This window comes from Microcoleus sp. A006_D1 (genome assembly GCF_036702805.1).
In the GTDB taxonomy this organism is placed as follows: domain Bacteria; phylum Cyanobacteriota; class Cyanobacteriia; order Cyanobacteriales; family Microcoleaceae; genus Microcoleus.
This window is the reverse complement of the sequence record NZ_JAUBVZ010000019.1, coordinates 62,297-80,664: the sequence shown is the minus strand read 5'-3', so window position 1 is coordinate 80,664 and position 18,368 is coordinate 62,297. Positions and strand designations below refer to the sequence as shown.

The window sequence follows — 18,368 nt, the reverse complement described above, 5'->3', positions numbered from 1 at the left end:
AAGACGGCTTGGATCGGTTAGTTCGACAAGCGCGGAATCCGCTTGGTGACGATGCTCATCATTTCGCTAGAACCGGGCGCAGGTATGGGGAAACTCCATTCGGAGATTTGAGCGAAATTAAGCCCCCAAAGCCAACGGATGGTATAGTTAATGCCGTAGTTCGAGCCAAAAATCACTACTCTCACCAGTTCGTAGCCATCAGAGCAAGGTGGCAAGCTATCGACACCAGGAATGACCGACGGCAAAGTATCGCCGGATTTAGGCACAAAACCCAGAGTTTGCGAATAAACCAATTGTGGCGGAAAACTTGGTGTAGTTTCCCAACCTATGCCAAAGTTTGTCATGATAATTTGAGTCTCCTACTTGTATTAGGGGGTTAGTCGCGCCGAGGATGGTCTAGATCCTCAGCGCGGCGCGATCTGTTGTATTTAGTTGCGATCGCATGATTTTGTTAATTATACCCCTTCTGAGTCCCTTGGTAAACCCTTAGAAGGTGATTTTATGTGCCACCGGGAATCCAAAAGGACTTAGTAGTCCCTAAATCCTTGTAGGATAAGCAATATATGAATGTGGAATATTGAAAATGCCCGAAATTGATGCTCCGAAAATGGTGCGCATAGATTTTTCCGTGCCTGCTCCGCTTTTAGAACAAATGCAAGAATTAGCGAAAGACGAGGGCTGGAAACAAGCGGAATTACACAGGATGCTCTGGGTGTTAGGTTTTGCAGCCTATACCGAGCAGAGCAACAAACGTTTGGTAAACCATCGGCTCAGAGCAAACCAGGCAAAAGAGAACCTCGAACCCGAGTAATAACGCGCCGTTGCCTCGCGTACAAAAAAGTCAAAATTTTTTACCGTATAATATACGGTCAGACAGCTTTTCAATTAATCCCAATAACTGGCCTTAGTTCCAGCACAAATCCGGGCAAAACATCTTCCCCTGACAGCGTAACAGGAGACTGCAATATTTCTATTTCTCGATCGCTCCTATAAATCTCCACACTCCGGGTTTGCGGGTCAATCAACCACCCCAAACAAGCGCCATTTTCCCGATATTCCTGCATTTTTTCTCGCGTTTCTTTGATAGAATCAGTGGGCGATTCCCTACGGGATAGCTTCGCTTCACGCAATTCCACAACAAAATCAGGACACAGCGGCGGAAATTTTCTTCTTTCTTCGGCAGTTAAAGCTTCCCATTTTTCGCGTTTTACCCAAGAAGCATCGGGAGAGCGATTGGCACCGTTTGGCAGTTTAAAGCAAGTAGAAGAATCAAAAGCAATTCCTAAATTTGGATTGCGGCGACTCCAGGATTGAAGTTGATAGGATAAATCCATATTGCGATTTCCCGTTTCTCCTCCCGTCGGTGGAACCATCAGCAGTTCTCCTTTGGCATTCCGTTCAAATTTATAATCGCGGTGATGTTGGCACAGTTCGTAAAACTGATCGTCTGTTAACTCGATCCACGGACTTAAATCTAATTTTAAAGTCAGCATGGCACTAACACCTATTTTCCTAATTCTTGAGAGCGCAAACAAGCTGCTTTCACTGCTTCAATCAAAGCCGATCGAAAGCCGTTACTCTCTAATGTAGCAATTCCGGCAATAGTTGTACCGCCGGGACTTGTCACTCGATCTTTTAATTCTGCTGGGTGCATTCCCGTTTCTTGCAATAGCTTTGCCGTACCGAATACTGTTTGCAGGGCTAATTGGGAGGCGATCGCCCGCGGCAAACCAGCACAAACTCCGCCATCTGTCAATGCTTCGATCAAAACTGCTACATAACCCGGGCCGGAACCGGAAAGGCCTGTCACCGCATCTAGCATACTTTCAGGCACTTCTACGACTTCTCCCACGGCCTGAAACATCCGCTTGACTAATTCTAAATCAGCCGGTTGCACGAGTTTCCCTGGGGCGATCGCGCTCATTCCCGCGCCCACCGTTGCCGGAGTATTCGGCATCACCCGCAGCACTCCTCGCCCCGGGAAAGCCGGTTCGAGCTTGCTGAGGGGAACTCCTGCCAAAATCGACACTATCACCGCCAATGGCTGGGAATCAGCCGTTTCTCCATTATTTCCTTGTTTGCGATCGGTCGCCACAGCCAATTCCAAAGCTACTTTCTCAAAAACTTGCGGTTTAATCGCCAAAAACAGCACTTCTGTAGCGGCAGCAACTTCTAGATTGCTGGCTGTGGTTCCGATTCCGTAGGTTTCCGTCAAAAATTCGCGCCGTTGGGGTTGCGGATCGCTCACCAATATTTCTGAAGGCAAATAAACTTTCTGTGCTATGAGGCGGGATAGGAGAGCTTCTCCCATTACCCCGCCGCCGATCGTACCAAATTTTATCATAGTTATTAGTTATTAGTTATTAGTTATTAGTTATTAGTTATTGGTTATTGGTTATTGGTTATTGGTTATTGGTTATTACTTCGGTACTGGACGTACACACTCTATATGTAGGGTGCGCATTGCGCACCTTGCCAACTACCGATAGCAGACATTTTTTTTGTCTTAGTCCTATTGTTATTGGTCAACTGCCAACTGCCAACTGCCAACTGCCAACTGCCAACAGTCAACAGTCAACAGTCAACAGTCAACAGATTACTGAGCCAATTGAGCTTGTTCTGCCGGCCAGACTGTGGGTGCAGGAGCAGCAGCAGCGCGGGGTCGTCCTTGGGCTGGGGGCACTTCGTGAACCACACCAGACTGAGTTCTCACCTGCACGCAGCTAGGAGTAAACAAGAAAATGCTTTCGCCAATACGCTCTTGATGACCGTCAAGGGCATAAGTACCGCCCGCCACAAAGTCCACAGCTCTTTGCGCTTGGTCTGGGTCCATCACAGTCAGGTTCAAAACCACAGACTTGCGTTCTTTGAGAGCTCGAATTGCTGCCGGCATCTCTTCAAAAGTGCGCGGCTCCATCACTACTACTTCCGAAATCCCGTTCATAGCTCCAGGCATTCCAATCACGTTATTCATTACTGACCCTACTCCCCCGGTTGGTGCAACAACATCCGTACCTGTCGATCCTACTACTGACCGATCGCGCATTCTGCGATTGCGGCGTTCTTCTTCTGCTGCGGCGGCAGCAGCGGCGTTCGGTTCGGGCGGTTGGTAGACGGTTTGAAAACGCTCTCCTTCCGCTTCGTCGTATTCGTAATCGTACTCAGGCTCGTTGTTGAAGCCTACAAAATCTCGTAGCTTAGAAAAAATGCTCACCTTTTAAGCTCCTTCACGACTGTACTGCCCCGACTATACTCGCGTTGCGGGTTAGCCGCGGGTCGCTAACTACTTTATATTTAACCTAATTTGTCCTTATCAGAAGATTTCAACAATTTATCCCCTCCTAGAGCCAAATAAGGTTTGTCCGACGCGTACCATAGTAGCACCTGCTTGAATTGCCAAATGATAATCTCCCGACATCCCCATCGAGAGCTGCTGCATTTGAATGCGGGGCAAATTTTGCTGCTGGATTTTGTCAGCAAGTTCGCGGGTGCTGTTAAACAATTCTAGAATTTGCGAGTCATCTAACCCCAGCGGAGGTATTGTCATCAAACCTTGAATTTTGATATGCTCACATTTGTTGAGTTCGGGGAGGTCGGCGAGCAGTTCTGGGACGCTCCAGCCGTATTTGTCGGGGTCGGGCAACATTTTGACTTGCAGGCAAACTTGGGGAGAGCGGGACATTTCGCCTGCTAGGCGTGAGAGCCTCGCCGCCAGTTTTAAGCTGTCCACAGAATGAATCCACTGGAAATACTCTAGGGCCAAGGCTGCTTTGTTGGCTTGTAAGTGACCGATCAAGTGCCAGTTGATATCCGGCAAATCTTGCAGTTGGCTTTGTTTTTCGGCAGTCTCTTGAACTTTGCTCTCGCCAAAATCTCGGATACCGCCGTCGTATGCTTCCCGGATAGCCTCAGTCGGTACCTGTTTGGTAACGGCGATTAACCGCACTGATTCCGGCAACTGTTGGCGAATGCTGTTAATTCGAGAGGCAATGGTCATAGGTACTCAATTCTGGCAACTGGAGGGAAGGAAAATTAAGACAGTTACCAATTACCAAATTACCAATTACGGATTACGAATTACCGATTACTAATTTTCGCTACTGAAAAGTGCGCTTGTGAACGGCCTGCAATTGGTCGTACTCGTGATATTGACCGCTGCGACGGAGGGTTCGCAGGCGAATTTCGACCATGAGGCGAGCGTCTGAGCGGCTGATGGGCTCAAATCTCAGGCCGCCAGGGCCGTTTGTTACTAAGAAAAATAGGCGCTGGGCGTATAGGGTGGTAAATAATTCTTGGCTGTCTTCAACCTGGGATATCCTGAAGAGGAGGCCAAAGTTTGGATGATTCAGGTAGGTTTCGGTAGTCATTCACACTCACAATCGATCGATTTTAGATTATAGATTTAGATTTTAGATTTGAGTTTCGCTCGATCGCCTGCGGGTTAGTTGTTCTCAGGCGGGGTGCAAAGGGCGATCGCCGTAGCCATACAATAGTCTCCGTCGTGGCTGAGGCTCAATTGCCATTGGCAATTTCCCCAAAAAGATGCTTGTGCTGCTGCGGTTCCGTGCAGTTGCACGTTTGGAGCACCGTTTTCGGAGCGCCGAATTTCCACATCTGCATACCGTATTCCCCGCCATCCCGTGCCTAAAGCTTTGACAACAGCTTCCTTGGCTGCCCACCGCCCCGCTAGTTGGTTGCTGGAAACTCGATTCATTTTACCTTTAATGTTCCTGTCTTGAGAATTTAGTTGCCCGCAGTCTCTTTGCTCGGCCGGCGTGTAAACTTTTTGGAGGAAGCGATCGCCAAAGCGGTCTAATGCGGCTTGAATGCGGGGAACGTATACAATATCTGTCCCGAGATAGATGTTCAAAGTCTTGGAGTTCTAAATATTTGTCTCTATTACTTTAGCAGGACTGTCGCGTCGAAGTATCTCATACCATTTGAGATTTGAGATTGAAGAATTGAAGAGTTGGGGATGACTTACTGGATATGGCTTTGGAGTCTACCTACACCTGGATTGTTGTTGGAAACTGGCATCAGTTTTGCTTTGATGGGTGGCCGATAGCCGCCAAGCATAAATGGTTTGATTCCCGTACTGTGCAACTGTCAACCCTTCGACTGCGATCGGAGGGCAAGCTGTCAACCCTTCTCCCTTGCGATCATCGGGCAAGCTGTCAACTGTCAACCCTTCTCCCTTGCAAGCTGTCAACTGTCAACTGTCAACTGTCAACTGTCAACTGTCAACTGAAAAGCTGTCAAGTGTCCCAACCCCAAACCAAGCGGGCGCTCCAGAGCAGGATCAAGCAGCCGAGGGCGATCCAATCTCGCATTTTGAAGTGCAAGGAGTGCCATTCTACACGGTGTCGATCGGGACTGGTGAAGCCGCGAACTTTCATGGCGCTAGCAATTTGTTCGGCTCGCAACAGCAAGTTTTCTAACAGCCGCTCTGCGATCGTCAACCAAACTTGAGCGGCGCGACGAAATCCGAGTTTTTTCCAGTTTATGGCTCTAGTGCTGACCGATCGCACTAAATTTTGTATTTCTTCCAATACTAGGGGAATAAACCGCAAAGATAAGGTTAATGTTAGTGCTATTTCGGTGACAGGCCAGTGCAAGCGGCGCAGCGGCTGCATTAAGTTTTCGATGGCGGCGGTGATTTCTTCGCTGGCTGTGGTGAGGAGGTAGAGGTTGGTGCTGTAAATTACTGTGAAAAATAGGGTGCTGACGTTGATAGCTATATCTATGGATTTGCGGGTGATTTTAATCGGGCCTTGCTTGAATACAACGTAACTGTAGTTTGTGGGTTGGTTCCGTTTATTTGGGATTGGGGATTGGGGATTTTGGGTTGGGGAGTTTGAGCCTATGTTAAAAGGTTGGTACCAGGGTTTGGGCTTTTGAGGGGGTGGAAGGGTTGCGGGCTGTTGGGAAAAGGTTAATTCGTCGGCGGGGATGCGGGGCTGGTGTTCTGAGGGAAGTGCGTCGGGGGCGATCGCGCTGAGGCAAAATACTAAAAAGCAGAATAGCAGAAGCAGTCCCATTTGCTGCTTCCACACGCGGAAGGGAATGGCTGCGCTTAGTGTCAGTACGATTAACATTGCTACTAGCATCAACCGCCAGACGGGATTGGCGAGTATGGGCGCGATCAGAAATGTCATCAACCAAGCTAGTTTGACGCGGGAGTCTAGCCTGTGCAGCCAGGTTACGGGTTGTTCTAAGTAAAGTCCTATGGGGAGCGATCGCAATAAATCCATTTTGTCGATTTTAGATTTTTAAGAATATCAATTTATTGAACCGCGAAGACGCAGTACGCGAAGCAAGAGAAAAGAAAGAAAGAAGGAAGAGGACATAAAAAAACGCAACTTAATTATATCATTAAACTGCGTTTTCTATTCAATCTAAAATCCCAATTCTCAAATCTCGAATTACTTCACGCGCAGTGCTCTGTTTGTTGTGCTGATTTCGGTGGCGCGAACTTTTTTGCCTCTCCAAAGCAGCCGCATTGGAGTACCTGTAAAGCCTAGATGTTTGCGGAATTGGCTTTCCATATAGCGGCGGTAATTTTCGGTGAAGCGTTTGGGATCGTTGACAAACAGCGCAATTGTTGGCGGCTGCGATCGCACTTGGGTTCCGTAATAGATTTTGCCTTGTTTTCCTTGGCGGGTAACTGGGGCTGAGTGCCAGCTTGTTGCTTCTTCTATGACTTCGTTGATCACGGCGGTAGCGACGCGACGTTTGTGTTCGTCGGAGGCTTTGTCTACTAATTCTATGATTTTTTCAACTCGCTGTCCGCTCATGGCGCTGACAAAGATCATTTCTGCCCAGTCGAGGAAATAGAGTCGGATTCTTGCTTCTCTTTCGTAGTCGTAGATGGTGTCGTTGTCCTTTTCTATGGCATCCCATTTGTTGATGACTATGATGCAGGCTCGACCTTCTTGGCTGATGCGATCGGCTAATTTTTGATCTTGGTCGGTAACGCCGTCAATTGCGTCAATTACTAGCAGTATCACGTCGGCGCGGCGGATGGCTTTGAAAGCGCGGTTGATCCCGAAAAATTCGGCGCCGTATTCGACGTTTTTCTTTTTGCGGATTCCGGCTGTGTCAATCAGGCGGTAGGTTTGACCGTTGCGTTCGACTAATGTGTCAATTGCATCGCGGGTTGTGCCAGAAATCGGGCTGACTATGGCGCGGTTTTCTCCCAGAAATGAGTTGAGCAAACTCGATTTCCCGACGTTGGGGCGACCGATAATTGCTACTTTAATTTCATCTACTTCTGGCTCTACTTCTGTGGGAAGGTGAGTCATTAGTTCGTCTAGCAATTCACCGGTGCCGTTACCGTGAATTCCGGAAACTGGGTAAGGTTCTCCCAGTCCTAATTGCCAAAAGTCTGCGGCTTGGGTGAGTCCTGTATTTTCGGATTCGCACTTGTTGACGGCTAGAATGACGGGGACTTTTTGCAGCCGCAGCCAAGAGGCTATGGATTCGTCGCCGCCGGTGAGTCCGGTTTGTCCGTCTACTACGAAAATTGCTGCGCTGGCTTCTGAGAGGGCCGCCAGGGCTTGTTCGCGAATTAAGGGCAGAAATTCGGTCTCGTCGTCGAATACTAGCCCGCCTGTGTCTACGACTTGATATTCTCGATCGCCCCAGTATGCTGGCCTGTACGTGCGATCGCGCGTGATTCCCGGTTCGTCGTGGACGATCGCGTCTTGGCTGTTGGCTAAACGGTTGACGATCGTCGATTTGCCTACATTGGGGCGTCCAATAATAGCAACTATAGGTAGAGGCATAAAAGTAGCAGCATTTAGGCTGCGCCGTAATTTTGAGCTTTAATCTTTGATTATAAGGGAATGTGACTGAAATGGAAAGACTTGTTTCTGTATTGGGCTTAGCGGTTTTTGTCGGTTTGTGCTACGCATTTTCAGTCGATCGGCGCGCGGTTAAGTGGCCTCCCGTACTGTGGGGAATTGCTTTGCAGCTAATTTTTGCAATTTTGATTCTCAAAACTGCTCCGGGTTTGGCGGTATTTAAATTTTTGGGAGATTTAGTCACCCAATTTCTCAATTTTTCAGATGCCGGGGCAAAGTTCGTATTTGGAGACAATTTTGCCGAACACTTTATCGCTTTTAAAGTGCTGCCGACTATTATCTTTTTCTCTTCGTTTATCACCCTACTCTATCACTATGGCATTTTGCAGCGGGTGGTGCAAGCAGTCGCTTGGGGCATGATTAAAACCATGAAAACTTCCGGTGCCGAAACGCTTTCTTGTGCTGCCAATATTTTTGTCGGACAAACAGAAGCGCCACTGTTAATTAAGCCTTATGTGGCGACAATGACGCTCTCGGAACTTCACGCTGTGATGACGGGGGGTTTTGCGACAATTGCGGGCGGAGTTATGGCGGCTTACATTTCTTTTGGGGTGTCGGCTCAACATTTAATTGCTGCGTCGGTGATGTCGGCACCGGCTGCTTTGGCTATTTCTAAATTGCTGTACCCGGAAACTGAAAAATCCTTGACTGCTGGCGAGGTGGAAATTAAGGTAGATCAGGTTTATGCTAATGCGGTGGATGCCGCAGCTTCTGGTGCTACCGATGGCTTGAAGTTAGCAGCAAATGTGGCAGCGATGTTGATTGCTTTTTTGGGTTTATTGGCATTTTTTAATGCGCTTTTGGGTTGGTTTGGCGGGCTGATTAGTGTGCCTCAGTTGTCGCTGGAATGGATTTTTTCTTATTTGATGGCTCCGGTAGCTTGGTTGATGGGGGTGCCTGCGGCGGATTGCGGCAAAATTGGGGTAATTTTGGGAAAGAAGACGATTTTAAATGAGTTTATTGCTTATCTGGATTTGATGGAATTGGTAAAGCAACAGGCGATTTCGGAACGATCGGCAATTATTGCGACTTATGCTTTGTGCGGCTTTTCTAATATTGGTTCCATCGGGATTCAAATTGGGGGAATTGGGGCGATGGCGCCGTCGCGTCAGGGCGATTTGGCTCGGTTGGGTGTGAGGGCGATGATTGCTGGTTCTGTGGCTTGTTTTATGACTGCTTGCATTGCGGGAATGCTGCTCTAAAAGTTTTGAGTTTTGTAAGGTGCGCCCTCCGCACCCTACTCTCAAAGTTATTAAATAAAAGTTAAAATTTAAGATTTTTTAGTTAAAGCGTGATATCCAATTGGGGATTGGGGAGGCAAAACATCTCATTTTAGCGATCGGCTATTATTGAAAATAAGCAGGAGTTTAGTCTGTAATGGAAACAGGAAACTAAATTATCCTCTAAGCCAAATAAATAGGTGGTGTACGATGGCTGTTCTGCAACTAGAAGACGGTAGGACATATACGGAACTCGGGGCGATCGCCAGCCAACTGGCTGTTTTAAATATTGAGGTCGATCGCCTGCCAACGAACGAAAATCCTGCGGTGCAAGAAATCTTACTTCAAGACATTCTCAATGTAACAGAAAAACAGCAGATCCTCGCAGCATTTAAAACCGAGTTTGAATACTTCAAGCGCGCCAGCGGATGTCAGTGGTGCGACTTGAAAGTGCTGCATCCCGGTTCGCCCCAGATTTACTCGCTCATGACTCAAAGCGATCGCACTCACACTCACGCAGATGCAGAAGTTATTCACGTTTTAACTGGGGAATGTGTGTTTGGGTTTGTGTATGCTAACGGCTCTCAAGTCCAATTAATGTTGGAAGCTGAAGAATACATTAAAGTGCCACCCAATACCGAACATTGGTTTTATCTCACTCCGTTGCTGTACTTGAAAGCTGTGCAGTATTACACCACTGCTCAAGGCTGGGTTCCTCAATATACAAACAGGAAACTAAAAATTAAAAACTAAACCATTCGGCGATTGAAATCGCGTCTACACAAACGATGTCCGCCTCCGCGGACTAAGAAATAAAGATAAAACTCGGCGATTGAAATCGCTTCAATACAAGCAAAGTCCGGCGACGCAGACTAAGAAATCAAGATAAAATTCATTAGAGATATTGCCCAAATAGCTAGGACGGGCAAGATGCCCGTTCCACAATAAAAAAATTGTGGAACGGGCATCTTGCCCGTCCGAATTTTTGATTTAAAAAACTTGTGTAAGAGGTCTATTAAATTTTGTCTAATTCGGCGGGTGCGGCAATTTCAATTTCTTCGCAGCGCTGCAACAAAGCTTCTATTTCCTGAGCCAGAAAAATTACTTCAGGCCAAGAAGAACCGTTGATTAAATCTTGAGCGTGTGCTAATTTGTTTCTCAATGCTTCTGCTGACTTGAGAAAACGCTCCCCGTAACGTTTGGATTTGAGCCCCAGCCGATCGACTATTTCGGCATTCGTCAGGATTAAATCTCGCTTGTCGCAGAATTGCAGGTAATCGATTAAGTCAATTGCTTCATTTCGCGATCGCCCTAATTCCCACAGGTGTTTTGCCGCTGAGATGCGATCGCCCTTCAGCAACTTCTGCCACGAATCTTGGGGAAAGTAGATCCGCACAATCCGCAATAAATTCATTTCTAGCAGCGTCACCAACCCAAACAGCAGCATCCGCACCGGTGCTTTTTGCAAATCGCCGCAGGTGACAATCCCGTTGATGCGGTTGCTTTCCAATACAAACAATCTCGGTTTTTCTCGCAGCAGCGGCAGCAATTCCATCAGCGGAGTAGACGCGGCGATTAACTGTGACGGGTGGAAAATTTGCTGGTAGTCGCTGCATTTACCTGTGATTAAGTGCGATCGTTCTACATAGCCGCAAACCGTGCCGTTTTCTTCGATCCCCAGCACGTCAAAATCGCGCGCTTCCATCCACGATCGCAATTTAGCTGCATCTTGAACCGCCGACACAGATTTTAGCGGTTCCGCGAGGTATTTAACTGTAATGCTGTCTTTGAATAAATCCCGCAAATCGGCGGAACTTGATTTTAAATGTTTCATCTCATGTCTGGTAATTTCCTGAGTCGTGGCGCGACAAGAGGACAATTAATATTTTAACTGCAAGTAGAGACGCGGGATTGCCGTGTCTCTACAGATTTTACCATCTTATTTACTCGCTAATTCCGGGCAGTAATGATTGCCTGCAAGGGTAGTGATAATATCGGCCTCGGCGAGAAAACTTTCTTTGACTGTTGGATTTTCGATACTGGCAGCTTGCCCGATCGCCCTTAATTTAACTTCCGGCAGAGAAACTCCCGCTTTGGCTTCCGCACACATTCTTTTAGCTGCGGCAATTTTTTGACCTGGGCTACTTTGAATGCTTTGCAGTAAATTGTTCGTTGCGTCTGGAGAGTAGCTTTTTGCTAAGCGTTTGTAGTCTTCAATAAATTTCCCATCGTTTCCTGTAAGTTTAATAGATTCTTGAGGCGAACACAACTGATTTAAGTTAATTACTTCTCCTGCTGCATTGACCAGAAAACAGCCTTCGCGTTCTTGGGCGATCGCGCTTTTGGCGATCGGGACAAATTGTATAATAACGGCGGACATCAGAGCAGTTAAACGCCAGTAATTTAGCATGGCACTATCCTTTATTTGTAATTGTTAATTGATGCTTCACAATAGACATCTCCAAAAAGTCTTGTGGGGCAGGCAAGATGCCTGCCATTTTCAAACTAGCATTTCGTTGTCTGTGGAAGTTTTCATTAACAGCAAACATCCCCCTTGTGTGAGGGACGAATGTGTGGAACCGGGAACCGATCGAATGTAGTCGCCTTGACGGCAAACTTCCCCTTCTACAATTAAGTCTCCTTCTAATACAAGCACTTCTTCCGAGCCAGCGTGTCGGTGCAGGGGAAATGTTCCTCCCGGTTCTAGTCGCATCAAGCAGGTAATCTCGCGCTTTTTTTTGTCAATGTAAAGCTTGCCGATCGAGATTCCCGGAACTCCGTAAGATTTCCATTTGACATCGCGCGATCGCACGATTAAAGATGGAGTATTGTTCTCTTTTGGGGAGGTAACAATTGGCTTTGAATTGACTGATTCTGCCGTTGGTGGTAGTTCGGCTATGCGCTGGAACAGGCGGTTTTTGAGGTCGGGGGCGACGGGAACGGGAGGTGCTGTGTAGGCGATCGCGGCAATTGCTGCTTCCAAGGCAGCCCGTTCGCTTTCCTGTTCTGGGGATGCTCTCAATTTCTCTGTAAGTGCGCGACTTTCTGACTCGTCGAGGGTATCGAGAGATTGAAGAACTGCAAGGATATTAAACTCCTCGTCTGGCATCATTTCCATCTGTTTTCCGGCATTAATTGAAATTCAGCCTAAGTTGATTTTATATTTGAGATTTTTCCGCTGCCATAGCACTCAAGATAGAAGATTAGAGATGCAATAATTTTAGATTAATCTTAAACTATTTAAAATTTGTTTAAAATTAATCTAAATTTCTTCGTTCAAAGCTTGACGTAACTTAGAAATACCCAAGCGAATTCTGGTTTTGATTGTGCCTGTCGGGATACCGATTTTAGCCGCGATTGCCGCGCAAGTCAACCCTTGATAGTAGGCTAGTTCGATCGCCTGTCGTTGTTCATTTGGCAGTGTTTCTAGCGCCGCTTTGACTTGTGCGCTGCGTTCTGCGAGCATTGCATCTTCCATCGGTTCTGGAAGGCTCGAACAGGGATTTTTCGCATCTTCTAGACAAGCTTGGGCTGCGCGGAATGTTCGCTGCAACACTCGGAGGCGATCGAGGGAACGACTGCGGGTAAGCATGAACAACCACGTATCCGCTCGACTGCGACTAGGATCGTAAGTTGCTGCTTTTTGCCAAATTTGGGAAAAAACATCAAGTACCACTTCTTCAGCTTCTTCTACCGAACCCAGGATTTTGTAAGCGAGACCGTAACTTGGACGACCATAGCGATCGTAAAGTTTAGCTAATGCCGTTTGGTCTTTGTGGGCAATCTGCACTAAAAGCAGCGATTCATCGCTTGACTTTTCCCCTGTCATCTCAGTGTACCTAAAAAATTTTGTTTTGAGTGTGCAGATCCAAAATTAAATATTCGGCGTATATCACTATAGAACATAATTGTAAGTTAATTGGGGAGGCAATCATAAGTATGCCTTTGCTGGCTCACTTTGTCATGCTTTGAATTGTAATTTTTCCGATTTATATTGCAGTTTATCACTTCTGCATAGTTTTTTATACCCAATCTTGCAGCAGCAGAGATCCAAAATAGCCAAACCTTCGTATACCAATTATGAGAAGGCTCAGCAACAGCCCAAAAGCCCGACAGGTTAACACACTGAAACCTGTTGCGACAAAAGTAAAACCCGCGCAGGTGGGTGGTTGACCATTAATTTTTGTAAAAATATCATTGAAATATAGGTGCTAACTGTGAAACTCACCAAAAAACTTCGCCGCATCATACTAGCAATTGAAGTAGCTTTAATTGCTGTATTAACTCCAGGGATAATTGCCGCTTCTGACCACGACGACGGCGAAGTCGATATCAAAGGTCGCACTGTCAATTTAACCGACCTGTACGTATATCGCGAAAAAGACCAAAACTCCAGTGCTGCGGACGGGGATTTAGTATTGACAATGAATTCAAATCCCCGTTCTGTAGCCCGCTTTCAATATTATTTCAGCACTACAGCCCTTTACCAGTTTCACATCACGCAGGTAGGTGACGTGAATTCTACACCGACTGGACGCGCCGATATTATCTTGCGGTTTGCCTTCAGTCCGCCTAACAATCAAGGTATGCAAGCGGTGGCTATAACTGTTGTTCGCGGCGGCTCCGAGACAACTACTAAGACTACAGTTAATGGCAATTTAATTGCCACAACTCCGCTGAATTCTAATTCTGTTTTGAATACAGTACCTGTGGGCGGTTCTAACTTGACTGTATTTGCAGGTTTGCGGGAAGACCCGTTTTTCTTGGATGTGGAACAATTTTTCCGAGTCCGCGCTGGGGCTTTGGGCACGGGGGCAAAAGTAGGTTTCAAGCCACCGAGTCAAGCGATCGACTTTACGAGAGGTTACAACGTCAATACAATTGCTGTGCGCGTTCCGAAAGCGTTTTTGCAAGCAGGAACTGGGGCGAATACTTTTGATGTTTGGACAACTGTTTCTATTAGGGATGGAGCTGGCGGTTTCAAACAGTTTGAGCGTTTGGCGAGACCTCTAATTAATGAGGGTTTGGTAGTTACTCCCGCATTTCTGGAAGCATTCAATAATATTCCTCCGAGATTGGATTTGAGCGCTGCTGCTGCTCCGGTGCGGCAGGAAGCTGTTGCTACTCTGAATGCTGTGGATCTTTTGGACGGTCGGGATAATGTCGATCCAAATGCGATCGCCGGAGCTTTCTTACCGGATGTCATGCGGATCGATACCACAAAAACCAGCGGCTACGCCAGCGCGACAAATTCTCAAGGAAGTTTGATCGGAGGTCGTTTGCTTATGGACGACGTTGTTGATATTACTCTGGGAGCTTTGGTGGGTTCTCCGGTTAGCGATAACGTTTCATATAACGGAGCTCCGGGAAATCCGGCTCAGGGACACAAGCCGTTAGAACCTAATTTTCCTTATTTGGCTTTGCCGAATTAGTCAGTTGACAGTTGACAGTTGACAGTTATTTGTAGGGCGCGTCGCCATCGACAATTCTGAAAAAAAGAGCAACAATTTCAGAGCGACGCACCTTCCACAATCATTGAGGAAACCAACCTAATAATTGTTTTGTAGCAAGACTTTTTTCAGTTGACAGTTGACAGTTGACAGTTGACAGTTCGCAAGGTGCCCCGTCGAATTAAACCGTAGTTTTTCGTGCTAGAGCCAAAAATGACGCACCCTACAATATTATGACTGCGAATAAATCACAAAAAACTAAATCGGATATTTTCTGGTGGCTGCTCCTAATCGGACTGCCGATAGTGGGAATTATCGCAGTTAATCTTACGCCGAATCTGCGTGAAATTTCAGATAAATTTGCTAACCAAAGTCCGAAAAATCTTGATGCTAATTACCGCTACCATTTTTCGGAAACTTTGAGAAGTAATCCCAATCAAAAGGAAGCAACTCAGCAAGAAATAGCTTTTTATCAACAGCGATTGGCTGTGGATTCCCAGAGTGGTTTGAACCGGGCGGCACTGGCGGGTGCTTATTTGAAAATGGCTCGCGCAACTGGGGAGGGAGGTTGGTTTTTATTGGCAGAACAAGCGGCCCAAAGATCGATCGCCCTTTTGCCTTTTGACAACAAAGGTGCGCTGTTAGTTTTAGCTCGAATTGCCGAGGCCAGACACGATTTTGCGACTGCTTTGCGCTTTGCTAAACAGGCGGGTTCTGACAATGAAGATGCGATCGCCCTTTCAGTCACATCTCACTTAGCCACTGGAAAAGTTGGTGAGGCAAGTATAGCAGCAGAAACCTTAGTTAATCGGATTCCCAACTTAGGTTCTCTCACATTAAGAGCTTTAGTGAGAGAGTCCCAGGGGCGAGATGCGGAGGTTTTGCAGGATTACCGACAAGCAATGGCGGCGGAGGAACCGGGAGAGATTGCGGGATCGGCGCGCGCCCGATCGCTCTTAGGTCGATTTTACGCCCGCCGCGGGCAGTTTGTGCAGGCGAAAGCGCTGTTTTTGGAAGCGCTGCGGTTGGTGCCGCGATACCCGCTGGCGCTGATTTATTTGGCGGATTTGGAAACGCGACAGGGCAATTATCGGGAAGCAGAGGCTAATTACAGCAAGGTTTCTGCGTATTCTGGCGGGGCTGCGACTGTGTTCGATCGCCTGGTGGATCGCGGTATGGCGAGGGTGAAGGAGTTGCAGGGAGACGCGATCGCCTCCGGGAGATTGCGCGACAAAGCAGAAGCTGGGCTGCGACAGGAACAGGTTTCTGGCGGTTTTGGACACCGCAGGGATTTGGCGAGTTTGCTGCTGGAAAAAGGTCGATCGCAGGATGTCGCCGAAGCGCTGCTGTTAATGCAGGATGAGGTGAAAATCCGCAGGGATGCGGTGACACTGGATATCTACGCCTGGGCGCTTTCTAGCGCTGGGGAATTCCAAAAGGCCGATCGAGTGATGGCCGAAATAGTGCGATCGGGCATTCGGGATGCGGGTATGTTTTACCGGGCTGGTGCGATCGCCCGCACTTTACGAAAAGATGCTGAATCTCGCGCTTACTTTCAAAAGGCTAAAGAAATTGACCCTACTTTTGATAGTCTATCGGGCAAAACATTAGGTTTGGGAAGTTATGAATTTTGAAATACAGTCTTTGACACATCAATATCAAAGAAACCGGGTTTTTTACCAGTATTAAAGGCATTGATGCAGTATTTTTGTAAAAAACCCGGTTTCTGCCTCCAAAAACAATTTAACCAGGAGCAATTTATGCAAAAAAAATGGAACAAATCGCACAAATATCTCATTCTTTTTTTGATCACAATTTTACTACTTTTAACAACCTCAACTCGACCAGTTTACTCGCACTGGTCAGATTTATCAGTAGCAGAAATAATCGTCAACGATTTGCAAACCGAAATAACATTAACCTTTCCAACCGGCTTAACAAAATTCGCTGACGACAATGGAGACGGACAGTTACAACTGGCTGAAGTTCGCAGCCACCAAACAGAACTAGAAAAGTTTTTCAGCCAACAAATTCGCATCACTAACAGCAGCAATTTTCAAGGCTCCGTAACAGTAACACCGCTAGAAATGGCCGCTAAAACCGCCAGCTCGATCCAGCAGCCAAATACCCACAGCACCTTAATCTTAGACTACACCTGGCCCGCATCTAATGTAATTTTAAAACATCAGAAGTTTCGGATTAACTATAATCTATTTTTGGCAGGAGTTCCGACAGCTAGCTGTCAAGCTACCATTGTGCAAGCTGGTGCTGTCAAAAGCTTTGTATTTACCACGCAAAACCGGGAATTTTTGTTAGCAGGAAAAGAATCTATCTGGGATTCAGGTTGGAGTTTGGTGCTAGCAGTAGCCGGAGCATTTGCTTGGGGATGCGTACACGCAATGTCGCCTGGACATGGAAAAACCATAGTCGGCGCTTATTTAGTTGGTTCGCGGGCTACTCCCATGCACGCTTTATTTCTAGCAGCGACAACCACAATTACTCACACTGCGGGCGTGTTTGCTGTCGGCGGAATTACACTTTTTGCTTCTAACTTAGTCGATCCAGAAAAACTCAACCCTTGGTTAAATTTAATATCTGGTTTTTTAGTAGCTATCATTGGGCTTAACTTACTCTTGCAAAGAACCAAAGTTAGGTTTACATTGAGTCATTCAGTATTTAAAAAAATCAGGAATTTATTTCTTAATTCCCAGCGTGAGGAACCAGTAAATCTTTTAAAGAGAGGAACTTGGGAAAGGGAATTTAAACCTGTCAAACCACATACATCTCAGCACTACCACCATCACGGAGATGGCCGGGTTCATTCGCATTTGCCGCCCGGTGCTGATGGTTCTCCCATTACTTGGAAAAGCTTATTAGTGTTGGGAATTTCCGGCGGTTTGTTGCCTTGTCCTTCCGCTTTGGTGATGCTGTTGAGTGCGTCGGCTTTGGGCAATATTGGTTTGGGCATGACGCTTGTGGTAGCGTTTAGTTTGGGATTGGCTTTGGTGCTGAGTGCGATCGGATTAATCTTGGTTTATGCTAAACAAAATTTTCATAAACTGCCAAAACAGATTACAGCAGTCAAATTTCTACCTGCGGTTAGTGCGCTGTTTGTAATGTTATTGGGATTGGGCATTACTGGAGAGGCAATGTTGAAAATATTGGCTGCGAATCAGTGGATTGTTGGGAATGGATAAGAAGACTGGGCGGTTGAAACCGCGTCTATACAAGCTCTCACCCGCATTGCCAAGGGTTGAAGACCGGAACATTACGTTATCCTCTTCAGTCCGCGCACCATCCGGACATCGTTTGTGTAAACCTGGTTTCAACCGTACGTCTTATCTAATTCAAGATTTAGATCGCACAATGTTTATTAATAATTTCGGCTAAATCTGGTATGCCGTTTTCCACGTAAGTCTTAGCTGAGGGGCGGAGTTTTGCATAGGCGCCTTTAACCACGGCTCTTGTGCTGTTTTCGGCTTTTTTGTCACTTATTTGGAGCAATTCGTCTGCTACTTGAGCTTTTCTTGCAGTTAGATATTCGACTGGGTTGCCATTGTTTACGGCTTCAGTCCACATCGGATCGAGTGCGATCGAGATTTCTGGCAAAAGTTGATCGACGACTTGGGCGCAATAGTCAGCCCGTATCTTTTTGACGGTAGAGTAGGCAGCTTTCAGAGCTAAACCACCCAATCCCGGCGCTGAAGCAACTTGTTTGTCTATCAACTCTACACAGTCATCAACAAAAGTGTCTCTGTTGTTTTCATTCAATAGAATATCGCTAAGTCCCATTTTTACTCTCCTTGATTTAATCGTCAATGTGCTGATTAGCTTTG

Annotated in this window: 21 protein-coding genes; 6 read left to right on the top strand and 15 right to left on the bottom strand. The window is 46.7% G+C overall.

Annotated elements, in window-relative coordinates:
• Positions 1 to 17: 17 nt before the first annotated feature.
• Positions 18 to 344 carry a hypothetical protein gene (locus tag QUB68_RS25550; protein ID WP_332997714.1) on the bottom strand — a complete coding sequence of 109 codons (327 nt, stop codon included), beginning with the start codon at positions 342 to 344 and terminating at the stop codon, positions 18 to 20.
• Between the two features lie 239 nt (positions 345 to 583).
• On the opposite strand from QUB68_RS25550, the gene QUB68_RS25545 reads away from it, so the two are divergent.
• Entirely contained in the window at positions 584 to 811 is a 228-nt protein-coding gene (locus QUB68_RS25545) for a hypothetical protein (protein ID WP_332997713.1), read from the top strand.
• 70 nt (positions 812 to 881) lie between these two features.
• On the opposite strand, the gene QUB68_RS25540 is transcribed toward QUB68_RS25545, so the two are convergent.
• The 9 genes from QUB68_RS25540 to der form a co-directional block, all read right to left on the bottom strand.
• A complete protein-coding gene (locus tag QUB68_RS25540) occupies positions 882 to 1,493 on the bottom strand; it encodes a Uma2 family endonuclease (RefSeq protein WP_332997711.1) in 612 nt (203 codons plus the stop codon).
• An 11-nt stretch (positions 1,494 to 1,504) separates the two neighbouring features.
• Positions 1,505 to 2,350 carry a pyrroline-5-carboxylate reductase gene (gene proC, locus QUB68_RS25535; RefSeq protein WP_332997747.1) on the bottom strand — a complete coding sequence of 282 codons (846 nt, stop codon included), beginning with the start codon at positions 2,348 to 2,350 and terminating at the stop codon, positions 1,505 to 1,507.
• 246 nt (positions 2,351 to 2,596) lie between these two features.
• Positions 2,597 to 3,214 (bottom strand): cell division protein SepF, encoded by a 618-nt coding sequence (locus QUB68_RS25530; protein ID WP_332997709.1) that lies wholly within the window; start codon positions 3,212 to 3,214, stop codon positions 2,597 to 2,599.
• 117 nt (positions 3,215 to 3,331) lie between these two features.
• Positions 3,332 to 3,997, bottom strand: a complete 666-nt coding sequence (locus QUB68_RS25525; RefSeq protein ID WP_332997707.1) for a YggS family pyridoxal phosphate-dependent enzyme — start codon at positions 3,995 to 3,997, stop codon at positions 3,332 to 3,334.
• Positions 3,998 to 4,097: 100 nt separating this feature from the next.
• Positions 4,098 to 4,367, bottom strand: coding sequence for a transcriptional coactivator PipX (gene pipX, locus QUB68_RS25520; RefSeq protein WP_332997705.1), 270 nt, complete (start codon positions 4,365 to 4,367; stop codon positions 4,098 to 4,100).
• A 74-nt stretch (positions 4,368 to 4,441) separates the two neighbouring features.
• Positions 4,442 to 4,870: a holo-ACP synthase gene (acpS, locus tag QUB68_RS25515; RefSeq protein WP_332997704.1), complete on the bottom strand. Its 429-nt coding sequence runs from the start codon at positions 4,868 to 4,870 to the stop codon at positions 4,442 to 4,444.
• A 132-nt stretch (positions 4,871 to 5,002) separates the two neighbouring features.
• Positions 5,003 to 5,209, bottom strand: a complete 207-nt coding sequence (locus QUB68_RS25510; RefSeq protein ID WP_332997702.1) for a hypothetical protein — start codon at positions 5,207 to 5,209, stop codon at positions 5,003 to 5,005.
• 46 nt (positions 5,210 to 5,255) lie between these two features.
• Positions 5,256 to 6,251 (bottom strand): energy-coupling factor transporter transmembrane component T family protein, encoded by a 996-nt coding sequence (locus QUB68_RS25505; protein WP_332997700.1) that lies wholly within the window; start codon positions 6,249 to 6,251, stop codon positions 5,256 to 5,258.
• 171 nt (positions 6,252 to 6,422) lie between these two features.
• Positions 6,423 to 7,784 (bottom strand): ribosome biogenesis GTPase Der, encoded by a 1,362-nt coding sequence (der, locus tag QUB68_RS25500; RefSeq protein WP_332997699.1) that lies wholly within the window; start codon positions 7,782 to 7,784, stop codon positions 6,423 to 6,425.
• Positions 7,785 to 7,855: 71 nt separating this feature from the next.
• On the opposite strand from der, the gene QUB68_RS25495 reads away from it, so the two are divergent.
• Together QUB68_RS25495 and QUB68_RS25490 are read left to right on the top strand one after the other, a co-directional pair.
• Positions 7,856 to 9,064, top strand: coding sequence for a NupC/NupG family nucleoside CNT transporter (locus tag QUB68_RS25495; RefSeq protein WP_332997697.1), 1,209 nt, complete (start codon positions 7,856 to 7,858; stop codon positions 9,062 to 9,064).
• Positions 9,065 to 9,292: 228 nt separating this feature from the next.
• A complete protein-coding gene (locus tag QUB68_RS25490; RefSeq protein ID WP_332997695.1) occupies positions 9,293 to 9,835 on the top strand; it encodes an acireductone dioxygenase in 543 nt (180 codons plus the stop codon).
• A gap of 262 nt (positions 9,836 to 10,097) precedes the next feature.
• On the opposite strand, the gene QUB68_RS25485 is transcribed toward QUB68_RS25490, so the two are convergent.
• The 4 genes from QUB68_RS25485 to QUB68_RS25470 all read right to left on the bottom strand — a co-directional run bounded on the left by QUB68_RS25485 (position 10,098) and on the right by QUB68_RS25470 (position 12,911).
• Complete coding sequence (locus tag QUB68_RS25485; protein ID WP_332997693.1) at positions 10,098 to 10,916, bottom strand: hypothetical protein; 819 nt, start codon at positions 10,914 to 10,916, stop codon at positions 10,098 to 10,100.
• 105 nt (positions 10,917 to 11,021) lie between these two features.
• Positions 11,022 to 11,492, bottom strand: coding sequence for a DUF732 domain-containing protein (locus tag QUB68_RS25480; protein ID WP_332997691.1), 471 nt, complete (start codon positions 11,490 to 11,492; stop codon positions 11,022 to 11,024).
• A gap of 90 nt (positions 11,493 to 11,582) precedes the next feature.
• Positions 11,583 to 12,194, bottom strand: a complete 612-nt coding sequence (locus tag QUB68_RS25475) for a cupin domain-containing protein (RefSeq protein WP_332997687.1) — start codon at positions 12,192 to 12,194, stop codon at positions 11,583 to 11,585.
• Between the two features lie 150 nt (positions 12,195 to 12,344).
• Entirely contained in the window at positions 12,345 to 12,911 is a 567-nt protein-coding gene (locus QUB68_RS25470; protein ID WP_332997685.1) for a sigma-70 family RNA polymerase sigma factor, read from the bottom strand.
• Positions 12,912 to 13,299: 388 nt separating this feature from the next.
• Here QUB68_RS25470 and QUB68_RS25465 point away from each other — a divergent pair, with 388 nt between their 5' ends.
• From QUB68_RS25465 to QUB68_RS25455, 3 genes are all read left to right on the top strand, one after another.
• Positions 13,300 to 14,514 (top strand): DUF4331 domain-containing protein, encoded by a 1,215-nt coding sequence (locus tag QUB68_RS25465; protein ID WP_332997683.1) that lies wholly within the window; start codon positions 13,300 to 13,302, stop codon positions 14,512 to 14,514.
• A 251-nt stretch (positions 14,515 to 14,765) separates the two neighbouring features.
• Positions 14,766 to 16,166, top strand: a complete 1,401-nt coding sequence (locus QUB68_RS25460; protein ID WP_332997681.1) for a tetratricopeptide repeat protein — start codon at positions 14,766 to 14,768, stop codon at positions 16,164 to 16,166.
• A 126-nt stretch (positions 16,167 to 16,292) separates the two neighbouring features.
• On the top strand, positions 16,293 to 17,729 hold the full coding sequence (locus QUB68_RS25455; RefSeq protein WP_332997679.1) for a nickel/cobalt transporter: 1,437 nt from the start codon (positions 16,293 to 16,295) through the stop codon (positions 17,727 to 17,729).
• Between the two features lie 157 nt (positions 17,730 to 17,886).
• On the opposite strand, the gene QUB68_RS25450 is transcribed toward QUB68_RS25455, so the two are convergent.
• Complete coding sequence (locus QUB68_RS25450) at positions 17,887 to 18,324, bottom strand: DUF6918 family protein (RefSeq protein ID WP_332997677.1); 438 nt, start codon at positions 18,322 to 18,324, stop codon at positions 17,887 to 17,889.
• Positions 18,325 to 18,368 lie beyond the last annotated feature (44 nt).